Here is a 10,719-nt window from a genome sequence, read left to right as displayed (position 1 = left end):
AAGTGAAACGCAGCTGCGGCGATGGTAGTGTGGCTCAAGCCATGCGAGAGTAGGTCATCGCCAGGGTTTACACCCAAAAACCCCGCTGCATACGCAGCGGGGTTTTTCCTTTGCGTCAATGCGTGCCGACCCACGGTCGGCACCTACCGAGTGCACGAAAAAGGCGCCCCGGGGGGCGCCTTTCGCGCATCACGACCAACGGTCGTGATCTACCAGATCGTTATCGACTGTCAGTCGATACGCACAACCCCTCAACGGAACGCTGCAACCGCCTCGGTCAGGCCTGCTGCCTGCTGCTCGAGCTCGCGCGCGGCGGCGCTGGCTTCTTCGACCAGCGCGGCGTTCTGCTGGGTGGCCTCGTCCATCTGCACCACCGTCTGGTTGATCTGGTCGATGCCGGCGGCCTGCTCCTGCGACGCCGAAGCAATGCTCGCCATGATCTCGCTGACCCCCGCCACGCTGCGCACGATTTCCTGCATGGTGTGGCCGGCGTCCTGCGCCAACCGGGCACCATCGGCCACCTCGCTGACCGATGCATCGATCAACTGCCGGATCTCACGCGCGGCCTCGGCCGAACGTTGTGCCAGGCTGCGTACCTCGCTGGCCACCACCGCGAAGCCACGGCCCTGGTCACCGGCGCGCGCCGCTTCCACCGCCGCATTGAGGGCAAGGATGTTGGTCTGGAAGGCGATCCCATCGATGACGCCGGTGATCTCGCCAATCCGCTTGGATGCGCCGTGGATGCTGTCCATGGTGCTGACCACGCGCCCCACCACCGCGCTGCCACGGTCGGCCACGTCCTGCGCCCCACGCGCGAGCGTGCTGGCCTTGTGTGCATGCTCGGCGTTCTGTCGAACCGTGGCCGTAAGCTCTTCCATCGAAGAGGCCGTTTCCTCGAGATGTGCTGCCTGCCGCTCCGTACGGGTGGAGAGGTCATGGTTGCCACTGGCGATTTCCTCAGCGCCCAGCGCGATGGCGCCGGCACTGCGCCGGATGCGTTCGACCATGCTGCCCAGCTGAATCGCCGTCGCATTCGCATCGCGCTGCATGGCGGCGAACGATCCCTCGTAGTCGCCCTCCATGCGCTGGCCCAGATCACCCTCAGCCAAGGCCGACAACACGCGGCGAAGATCGCCGACGGTGCTGCCCACCCGCTCCAGCAGTTGGTTGATGCCGGTGGTGAGGCCATCCATGAAGGCGGCACCGCTGTCGGCCCGCGGCAGGCGCCGGTCCAGGTCGCCGCGCGTCGCGGCATCCACGATCTCGGCCACGGCCGTCTCCAGCACCAGCTCCTGGGTACGGTCGTGCCATTCCACGGCGAAGCCGACGCGCGCCCCGGCCGCATCGAACATCGGGCTCACCACCTGGGCAAAGTGCACGGGACCGATCCGCACGCGCCCATGGTGGGTGGCCTGAAGGGTGTCCAGGATGGCGCGGATGCGATCCGGGTTGGCGTGGAAGCGATGGATGCTGGTGCCCACGAGGCTGTCGGCGTCGAAATCCGGAAACGCCTCGCGCAGGGTGGCCTGCTGGTTGCGAAGCAGACGGACCACGGCGGGGTTTACATACCGGATCACGTGGGACGCATCGGCAATCATCACCGCCGTGTGCGAGACCTCCAATGCCAGGCGCAGGGTGGCGTCGGCCGCAGCGCCGGCATGCTGGCGGGTGCAATGCGCCTGCAGCTGCGCATGACCTGCTGATACGCGCGCCAGCTCGGCGCGCAGCGCGTCCCTGCTGCGCCGCACCCGCGGCGCCAGCACCACCAGCGCGCCGGTCGCCATCGCGATGCCAAGCACGGTGACGGACTGTTGTTGCCAGAGGGCGCCGGCAAGGCCGCAAACCAGCCCGGTGGAGAGCAACCCCGCGAGGATGCGCTGCCCGCGCGGGTGCGGGTGCAACGCAGGCGACAGCAGCGGTGCGTCGGGTGGACGTGAGGAGGGGTGGGGACTGGCAGACATGACAACTCCAGAAGCAATTCGGAACGGAACGTCATCCGCTGAAACGCGGACAAACGGATGCGAGGCCCGGCGACCCAGCGGCGGAAGACCTTGCACAGACATGGATGGGGGAGAGCACTCCTTCCTTGGAAGCCGGATGACACGCGGCTTCGCAGACGGCGGAGCAAGCGACGACACAGGCACGCTGCGCGTGCCTGCTGCATCGGTATCGGTTGGCGCCGCTGGAAGTTGAGTGCGACAGGGTGTCGCAGTGGTCAGCCGGCGAGGAAGCGCGTGATCACGTCGGCCACCAGTGCCGGGTGCTCCATGTGCAGGTGATGGGTGCCGGGGAATACATCCAGGCGGCCGTCGCGAAGCAGCTTGATGCGTTCACTGCGCAGCGGCTCGGGGTAGTACGACTGTGCCGGCGTCGCGTAGATCACCTGGGTGGGGCATTCGATCGCCGACAGCAGGTCGTCGATCTGCGCTTCGCTCAACCGCATCGCGGTGGGCAGCATCAGGCGCTGGTCGCTGCACCAGCTGTAGCCGCCTTCCACCGGCATGACGCCGCGTTCAACCAGCAGGCGCGCGCAGGGCTCGCTGAGTTGGTTCGCCATCATGCGCGCGCGTACCGGCGCGGCCAGATCGGAAAACACGCGCAGCTTCTTCGATGGCAACGCGCGCACGGCGCGTACATGCTCGCGAAGGCGCTGCGCGGTTTCATCTTCCGGCCCGCGCAGGCCGCCGAGCGCTTCTATGGCGATCAACCGCTCCACGCGCTCGGGCGCGGCGGCAGCGGTGAGGCTGGCAATGCCGGCGCCCATTGAATGGCCGAGCAGCGTGAAGCGCTCCCAGCCCAATGCATCGGCTACGTCGAGCACATGGCAGATCGCGCCCGGGGTGTTGTACTGCGTGCCCGGCGGCATATGCGAGCTGTGGCCGTGTCCGGGCAGGTCGATGGCCACCAGGTCCAGCCCGGGGAGTGCTGCGGCCAACGGCACGAAGCTGGCGGCGTTGTCGAGCCAGCCGTGCAGCGCCAGCACGCGCGTGCCTGCCGCCGGCGTCGAACGCAGGCCGGCCACGCGGGTGCCCGCCACCGGCAGTACAAACGGTTCGAGCGTCATGCCAACGCCGTGATGCTCAGCCGCGACAATGCCAGCGCGTGCGCGGGATCGGCGTTGAGGCAAGGGATGTAACGCATCTGCGCACCGCGCGCGGCGACGGTTTCGGTGAAGCCCATCGCTACTTCTTCCAGCGTTTCCAGGCAGTCGGTGGCGAAGCCCGGGCAGACCACGTCGATCTGTTTGACGCCGCGCTCGGCCATCGCCCACAGCGTGGGTTCGGCATAGGGCTGCAGCCACTTCTCGCGACCGAAGCGCGACTGGTAGGTGAGCTTCCACTCGCCATCCGCCAGGCCCAGTGCCTGCGCGATCGCCTGCGCACTGGCTTCGCAGCGCTGCGGATAGGGGTCGCCGGCATCGGCGAGGCGCTGCGGAATGCCGTGGAAGGAAAACACCAGCTGCTCGCCGCGGCCGTTCTGCTCCCACCATTGCCGGATGCTGCCGGCCACCGCCGCCACCCAGTCCGGGTCCACCGCGTAATCGCGCACCAGGGTGACGGTCACGCCCGGATGGCGGGGCTGCCAGTCACGCACCTGGTCTTCGATGGAGGCAGTGGTGGTCGTCGAATACTGCGGGTACAACGGCAGCACCACGATCCGGCGCATGCCTTCGGCGGCCAGCCGGTCCAGCTCGGCGGTGAGCGCGGGCGCGCCGTAGCGCATGGCGTGGCGTACGCGCACATTGGGCATCAGCTGCTGCATGGCTTCGGCCAGGCGGCGCGTGTAGACCATCAAGGGAGAACCGTCGGGCAGCCAGATCTGGGCGTACTTGGCTGCCGAGCGGCCACTGCGCAGCGGCAGGATCAGCCCGAACAGCAGGGGCTTCCACAGCAGCGGCGGAATCGCGACCACGCGCCGATCGCTGAGGAACTCAGCCAGGTAACGCCGCACCGCCGGGGCGGTGGGCGTCTCGGGTGTGCCTAGATTGACCGCCAGCACGGCGGTATCGGGTGCGTCGAGCATGGGACCATTCTCGCAGGTCTGCGCGACGGTCGGGATCGAATCGCGCCATCACTATCATCGAGCGGCTCGATTGAACCGAACATACTCATTGCGGATTCATCAGAACCCCACTAATTTCGGGGAAAGCGTATCGACGCTGTCCGTATTTCCCCTTTCTGGAGCACCCATGCGCCGCTTGAGCCTTGTACTGCTGATCTCCGCCAGCCTGCTGTCGACCCAGGCAATGGCCGGGCCGGAGGAGGACCAGCGCGCCCGCAACGCGGTGCGCGTGTTGAACGACATCCAGAATATTCCCGAGCAGGGCATTCCGGACAAATTGCTGGACGAAGGCCGCGCGATCGTGGTCATTCCCGACACAATCAAGGCAGGCCTGGTGATCGGCGGCCGCCGTGGCCACGGTCTGATGTCGGTCAAGAACGCCGATGGCAGCTGGTCCAACCCGGTGTTCATGAAGCTCACCGGCGGCAGCATCGGCTTCCAGGCCGGTGTGCAGTCCTCGGACGTGGTGCTGGTGTTCCGCAACGACCGCAGCCTGGACAATCTCGTCAACGGCAAATTCACCCTGGGCGCCGATGCCGGCGTGGCGGCCGGTCCCGTCGGCCGCAATGCCGCCGCGGCCACCGATGGACAGCTGAAGGCCGAGATCTGGTCGTGGTCGCGTGCGCGCGGTCTGTTTGCCGGCGTGGCGCTGGATGGCGCGGTGCTGCAGATCGACGATGAGGCGAACCTGGACGCCTACGGCAGCAACACCACGCCGCGCATGGTGTTCGAGGGCCGCATGGGCGAAGCGCCGTCGATGGACGTGGTGGCCTTCCGCGACCGTCTGGAAGAGGCGACGTATTCGGCACGTGAAAAGCGCGGCACCGCCGGCAGTGCACCGGCCCCGCGTGCGGCGACCCCGCAGCCCCAGGCAGCGCCGGTCGTAACTGAACAGGCCAATGCCGGTGCCACCACCGCGCCGTTGCAGGCCGTTCCGGCGCAGCCGGCGCCGCAGCAGGGCTTCCAGCCGGTGGGCGAAGGCGAAGTGCGTACCGAATCGCTGGACGGCAACTGACTTTCGTCACGCGCGCCGCCCTACCGGCGGTGCGCTATGCTCAGGTCCTTGTAACCGGGTAATGCGAGCAGAACATCATGGGCAGTATGAGCTTGTGGCATTGGGTGGTGGTACTGGTCATCGTTCTGCTGGTGTTCGGCACCAAGAAGCTGACCAGTGGCGCCAAGGACCTTGGCAGTGCCGTGAAGGAATTCAAGAAGGGCATGCGCGACGAGGACAAGCCGACCGCGCACCTCAGCGATGAGTCGCGTCCGCAGGATTCGACGACGACATCGCAGAACGAGCACGACCGCGACCGGCGCTGATCGGGGCGGCATGGCGTGTTCGACATCGGTTTCAGTGAACTGCTGGTCATCGCGGTAGTAGCGTTGGTCGTGCTGGGTCCCGAGCGTCTGCCCAAGGCAGCCCGCTTCGCGGGGCTGTGGGTGCGGCGCGCGCGCAACCAGTGGGATTCGGTGAAGCAGGAGCTGGAACGCGAGCTGCACGCAGACGAGATCAAGCGCCAGTTCCGCGACGCGCAGGATTCGGTGCGCGATACCGAGGCGCAGTTGCGTGCCAGTGGTGAGGCGGTACGCCGCGAAGCCGAGCAGGTGCGCAACCAGGTACAGCGCGATGGCGATACGCCAGCCAGCACCGACGAGCCGGTCATGACCGGGCCCGCGCCGGGTTCGCCGGCGAGCGTGGCCCAACACGTCGTGGCACCCGAGCCCGAGGCCGTGCCTGAAGAACCGCGTGATGCGATGGCACCGCCGGGCATCGACGGGCAGGCGCCGCGCGATCCGCCGCCTGCGACGACGGAGGCCCCGCGATGAGCGGTAACGAGTCGCCGGAAAGCGGGTTGATCGAACACCTGATCGAACTTCGCGCGCGTCTTATGCGGGCGCTGATCGGGCTGGGCGTGGTGCTGCTGGGGCTGATGCCGTTCTCGCGGCAGATCTACACGTGGTTGGCGCAGCCGTTGATCTCGCAGCTGCCCAACGGGCAGTCGATGATCGCGACCAACCCGGCCGGTGCATTCTTCGCGCCGCTCAAGCTGACCTTCTTCGTGGCCGTGTTCATCGCGGTGCCGTGGTTGCTGTACCAGCTGTGGGCATTCGTGGCGCCGGGCCTGTATGCGCGCGAAAAGCGCCTGGCCGTTCCGTTGCTGGCAACCTCGGTGCTGCTGTTCTACATCGGCTGCGCGTTCGCGTACTTTCTGGTGCTGCCGGCGGTCTTCCACTTCCTGACCACGTTCCGCCCCGAGGTGATTGCGATCACGCCGGACGCGAATGCGTACCTGGATTTCGTGCTGGCGATCTTCTTCGCGTTCGGCAGCAGTTTCGAACTGCCGGTGGCGATGGTGATCCTGACCCTGCTGGGGTGGATCACGCCGCAGCAGTTCAAGGACGGCCGCGGTTACGCCATCGTGGGCATCTTCGTGTTGGCGGCTGTGCTGACCCCGCCGGATGTGGTTTCCCAGTTGATGCTGGCGATTCCCATGTGCCTGCTTTATGAGCTTGGGATACATGCTTCGCGGTGGTTGGTGCCTGCGAAGGGTGATGAGCCTCAGGCGCAGTAGCGCTTTTAGAGCTTAAGAGCAGCGTTTTCTTTGCTGCGTGCTGGGGAGGCCGACGGGCAGCCCCTTACGGGACACGCCGTAAATACATCCTTGTAGGCTTGGCAAAAACATCCATGTTTTTGACAGTCCCTACAGGGGCTGCCCGCCGGCCTCCCCTCTCGTGCATCGCGAGTGCGGATAAGAAAGCAAAGCAAAGCAGCGACGCATGGCGTCGCTCTACGTTTTTGATTCTTTCAATGCATCACCGAATACATCGCACGCGCACGGTAGAGCGACGCCATGCGTCGCTGCTCTTCGTACCGCACAGCGCGATCCATGACGGGGCCGGGCGGCGGGTAGCCCCCGGAGGGACTGTCAAAAACATGGATGTTTTTGCCAAGCCTCCAGGGATGGATTCACGGCGTGTCCCGGAGGGGGCTGCCCGTCGCCCGGCCCCAGCCCGCAGCATCTGAAACGCTGCTGTTGCTGTTGCTGTTGCTGTCGCCGCCAATCAAGCCGCGAAAATATTCCCAGGCCCGTTCGACGGCGGTACCGGCGGTGGGGCGGCGCGGCCGCGGTGGGCGAACATCTGGTTCCAGGCGGCGTATACCGCACCCACGTACAGCGGCATGATCACCGCGGTGTTGGTCAGCTGCATCACGAACGCGGCTGCACCGGCGCCGCCGGCCATCAGCGCCAGCTGCATCACGATGATCATCACGAAGTAGATGCACATCGCCGCGATCAGGCCCAGCAGCATGAACACCGCCATCGCGCCGAAATTGCGGATGCAGCCCTGCAGGCTCATGCGCAGCGCGTGCATGCCGCTCTGGTGGTCGAACACCACCAGCGCCGGCTGGGTGAACATCGCCATACTCAGCGCCACGAACGTGCCGAATGCAATCAGCAGCCACAGCAGGATGCGCACCACCGGTACGCCGGCCATCAGCGCCATGGTCTGCTCATTGCTCGGCGTGGCGCCGGACTGCTGCAGCTCCTGCATTCTGCGGAACATCTCGGCCGTGGCAGTCAGGCCGTCGGGGCCCATCATCACGTACAACAGCGTACCCAGCGCAATCACCGCGATCAGCTGGATCGCCAGCGGCACCAGCAGGTGGCTCACGCGGCGGTCGCGGATCGGCTGCAGCAGGTGGGTCGGCATGGCGCGGTGGCCCTGGGCCACTTCGCTCACTGCGACCAGCATGCCGCCGAACACCAGCGGGCCTACCGCTACCGACACCAGCTGCAGCAACACGCCGAGCCAGCTCGGCAATGCCTGCGCCAGCACCAGGATCAGCGAACTGACCAGCATGCCGATCACGCCAAGGACCGCCAGCTGCAGCGGTGCGCGGCGATACAGGGTGAACGCGTCCAGCAGCCATTGGGCGCCCGCCGAGGCGGGCAGCTTGCGAATTTCGCTCATACCATTCCGGAACAGGGGGAAGGGCGCGTACGCCCCGAATACCAACGATTATCCCTGTTTTCCGTGCCCATCACCTGAAGGAAAGGTCGCTCCCAGCGGTCTTTCAGTTGTTGCGCGCCTGGCGGACGAACCGGCGCAGCAGCTGGCGGGCCAGCGGGGCCGCACTGACCCCGCGCGCCACGCTGCGCGCGCAGCCGCCGTGGCGACCGATGCACTCGGCACGCGCCCGCACGTAGCCGCGCATGTGGTGGGTGGCGAACTCCGGGTGGAACTGCACGCCCCAGGCCTGCTGGCCCCAGCGGAAGGCGTGGCAGTTGTCCTGCGCCGAGCGCGCCAGGATGGCCGCACCCTCCGGCGCGCGCAGCACCGTCTGCAGGTGGGTGGCATGGGCCGGGAAGCGCGCCGGCAGGCCCGCGAACAGCGGGTCGTCCACCGCCGACGGCTCCAGCGCCAGCTCGATCGTGCCCGATTCGCGCCCGGCCGGGTTGTAGGCCACCTCACCGCCCAGCGCATGTGCAAGCAGCTGGTGGCCGTAGCAGATGCCGAACACCGGGCGGTTGTCATGCGCGGCGGTGCGCAGCCACTGCGCGCTGCGCTCGCTCCAGTCGGCACGGTCGGTCACGTAGGCGGCCGAGCCGCTGATGATCACCCCGGCGAAATCGCGGTGGTCGGGCAGCTCGCCGCCGTGCTCCACGTCCACCACCACCGTCTCGTCCGCATCCAGCCCCGCCGCGACCCGGATCCAGTGCGGAAAACGGCCGTACCGGCGCAGCGAAGCGACCGGTTGGCCGGTTTCAAGAATCAGGAAAGGCGAGCGGTTCATCGGGGGGAGGCAGCACGCTGAGGACTTCCTCGATTGTAGTCAGCCCTGCCGCCACCTTTTCAAGCCCCGCGCGGCGAAGGGTTCGTACTCCTTCAGCACGCGCGGCCCGGTTGAAACCGGCCAGATCCATGTCCGCCCGGATCAGCCCGCGCAGCCGCGAACTCAATGGCAGCAACTCATACAGGCCTACCCGGCCCATGTAGCCGGTGCGCCGGCAGTCGAGGCAACCGGCCGGCGCATATGGCGTGGGAGACTCTGGTAATGCCTCATCGGCATCAGCCAGCACCGCCCATTGGGCCGCGCTGAGCGGCTTGGGCACCTTGCAGTGCGGGCACAACGTGCGGACCAGGCGCTGGGCCAGGACCCCGTTGATGGTGCTGGCCAACAGGTAATGCGGCACGCCCAGGTCGAGCAGGCGTGTGATCGCCGAAGGCGCATCGTTGGTGTGCAGCGTGGACAGCACCAGATGGCCGGTCAGCGACGCCTGCACGGCCATCTGGGCCGTTTCCAGGTCGCGGATTTCGCCGATCATGATGATGTCCGGATCCTGCCGCAGCAGGGTGCGTACGCCGGCGGCGAAGTCCAGGTCGATGTTGGTCTGCACCTGCATCTGGTTGAATTCCGGCGCGATCATCTCGATCGGGTCCTCCACCGTGCACACGTTCACGTCCGGGGTGGCCAGCCGCTTCAGGGTGGAATACAGGGTGGTGGTCTTGCCCGAACCGGTCGGGCCGGTGACCAGCACGATGCCGTGCGGGCGCTCCACCAGCGCGGTCCAGCCAGCCGCTTCCTGTGGGCTGAAACCGAGCTGGTCGATGCTCTTGAAAGCCGCATCCGGGTCGAAGATGCGCATCACGCACTTCTCGCCAAAGGCGGTGGGCATGGTCGACAGGCGCATTTCCACCTCGCGCCCACCCGGCGAGCGGGTCTTGATGCGGCCATCCTGCGGCCGTCGACGCTCGGCCAGGTCCATGCGGCCCAGCACTTTGATCCGGCTGACCATGGCGGTCATCACCGCCGGCGGTACCTCGAACACCTTGTGCAGCACGCCGTCGATGCGGAAACGCATGCGCCCCATGTCACGGCGCGGTTCCAGGTGGATGTCCGAGGCGCGCTGCTCGAAGGCGTACTGCAGCAGCCAGTCCACGATGTGCACCACGTGCTGGTCATCGGCGTTCACATCGCCGGAGCGGCCCAGCTCCACCAGCTGCTCGAAGCTGGGCAGGACGCCGCTGGCTTCGCCGCGCACGTCGCCGCGCGCCCCGCGCACCGACCGGGTCACCCCGTAGAACTCCATCGTGTAGCGGTGCAGGTCCAGCGGGTTGACCATGGCCAGCTCGATCCGGCGCCGGGCCAGGTGCTGCAGGTCGAGCAGCCACTCCTGGGCCAGCGGCTCGCTGGTGGCCACCAGCAGCCGCTCGCTGTCCACTGCCAGCGGCAGGAACCGATGGCGGCGGGCATAGGCATGGGAGACCAGCGCGGTCACCGCCGCCACGTCCACCCGGGTGGGATCGATGCGCAGGTAGCGGGTGCCGGTTCGGGTGGCCAGCCATTCGGTCAGCCGTTCCAGGCCCAGCTCTCCGCCGGAGGCGGCCGCCAGCTTCAGGTTGGCCAGCAGCACCAGCGGGTGCACCTCGCTGGCATTGCGGGCGCCTTGACCGGAAAAGCGGATGCGCTCCACATCACTGGCCGCGACCAGCCCGTCGGCCACCATGGCAGCCGCCACCTGATCGAAATCCAGCCGACCCGGCGGCAGGGGCCCCGGAGCAGGATCGGGGGCGAGCGTTGCCGGTGAGCGGTGTTCCATGGCGCCAGAATCCTCGGAGCGGGGGCCTGCACGGCGTGATGGCAGCTTGCCT

Annotated in this window: 10 protein-coding genes; 4 read left to right on the top strand and 6 right to left on the bottom strand. The window is 67.2% G+C overall.

The features are described 5' to 3' along the window. Positions 1–251 precede the first annotated feature (251 nt). The 3 genes from AC06E7_RS06465 to hemH form a co-directional block, all read right to left on the bottom strand. Entirely contained in the window at positions 252–1,961 is a 1,710-nt protein-coding gene (locus tag AC06E7_RS06465) for a methyl-accepting chemotaxis protein (RefSeq protein WP_478063594.1), read from the bottom strand. Between the two features lie 254 nt (positions 1,962–2,215). After that, positions 2,216–3,064, bottom strand: coding sequence for an alpha/beta fold hydrolase (locus AC06E7_RS06460; protein WP_478063592.1), 849 nt, complete (start codon positions 3,062–3,064; stop codon positions 2,216–2,218). Further along, positions 3,061–4,023: a ferrochelatase gene (gene hemH / locus AC06E7_RS06455; protein WP_478063590.1), complete on the bottom strand. Its 963-nt coding sequence runs from the start codon at positions 4,021–4,023 to the stop codon at positions 3,061–3,063. The genes AC06E7_RS06460 and hemH overlap by 4 nt, the downstream gene beginning before the upstream one ends. Before the next feature lie 166 nt (positions 4,024–4,189). Between hemH and AC06E7_RS06450 the strand changes: the two genes are divergently transcribed. The 4 genes from AC06E7_RS06450 (at position 4,190) to tatC (ending at position 6,635) form a co-directional block, all read left to right on the top strand. Further along, on the top strand, positions 4,190–5,077 hold the full coding sequence (locus tag AC06E7_RS06450) for a YSC84-related protein (protein ID WP_184126063.1): 888 nt from the start codon (positions 4,190–4,192) through the stop codon (positions 5,075–5,077). 77 nt (positions 5,078–5,154) lie between these two features. Continuing rightward, positions 5,155–5,382 carry a Sec-independent protein translocase subunit TatA gene (gene tatA, locus AC06E7_RS06445; protein ID WP_217538947.1) on the top strand — a complete coding sequence of 76 codons (228 nt, stop codon included), beginning with the start codon at positions 5,155–5,157 and terminating at the stop codon, positions 5,380–5,382. 15 nt (positions 5,383–5,397) lie between these two features. Beyond that, positions 5,398–5,889: a Sec-independent protein translocase protein TatB gene (tatB, locus tag AC06E7_RS06440; protein ID WP_068847927.1), complete on the top strand. Its 492-nt coding sequence runs from the start codon at positions 5,398–5,400 to the stop codon at positions 5,887–5,889. After that, positions 5,886–6,635 (top strand): twin-arginine translocase subunit TatC, encoded by a 750-nt coding sequence (gene tatC / locus AC06E7_RS06435; RefSeq protein ID WP_068847925.1) that lies wholly within the window; start codon positions 5,886–5,888, stop codon positions 6,633–6,635. The genes tatB and tatC overlap by 4 nt, the downstream gene beginning before the upstream one ends. A gap of 490 nt (positions 6,636–7,125) precedes the next feature. Here the strand turns inward: tatC and AC06E7_RS06430 are convergent, their stop codons facing one another. From AC06E7_RS06430 to AC06E7_RS06420, 3 genes are all read right to left on the bottom strand, one after another. Further along, on the bottom strand, positions 7,126–8,037 hold the full coding sequence (locus AC06E7_RS06430) for a BPSS1780 family membrane protein (RefSeq protein ID WP_478063586.1): 912 nt from the start codon (positions 8,035–8,037) through the stop codon (positions 7,126–7,128). A gap of 103 nt (positions 8,038–8,140) precedes the next feature. Next, on the bottom strand, positions 8,141–8,860 hold the full coding sequence (locus tag AC06E7_RS06425) for a glutamine amidotransferase (protein ID WP_068847921.1): 720 nt from the start codon (positions 8,858–8,860) through the stop codon (positions 8,141–8,143). Next, positions 8,832–10,667 carry a GspE/PulE family protein gene (locus AC06E7_RS06420; RefSeq protein WP_478063584.1) on the bottom strand — a complete coding sequence of 612 codons (1,836 nt, stop codon included), beginning with the start codon at positions 10,665–10,667 and terminating at the stop codon, positions 8,832–8,834. The genes AC06E7_RS06425 and AC06E7_RS06420 overlap by 29 nt, the downstream gene beginning before the upstream one ends. Positions 10,668–10,719 lie beyond the last annotated feature (52 nt).

It is taken from the genome of Stenotrophomonas sp. Steno-Z4, assembly GCF_056393145.1.
This window is presented reverse-complemented; position numbering and strand designations above follow the sequence as displayed.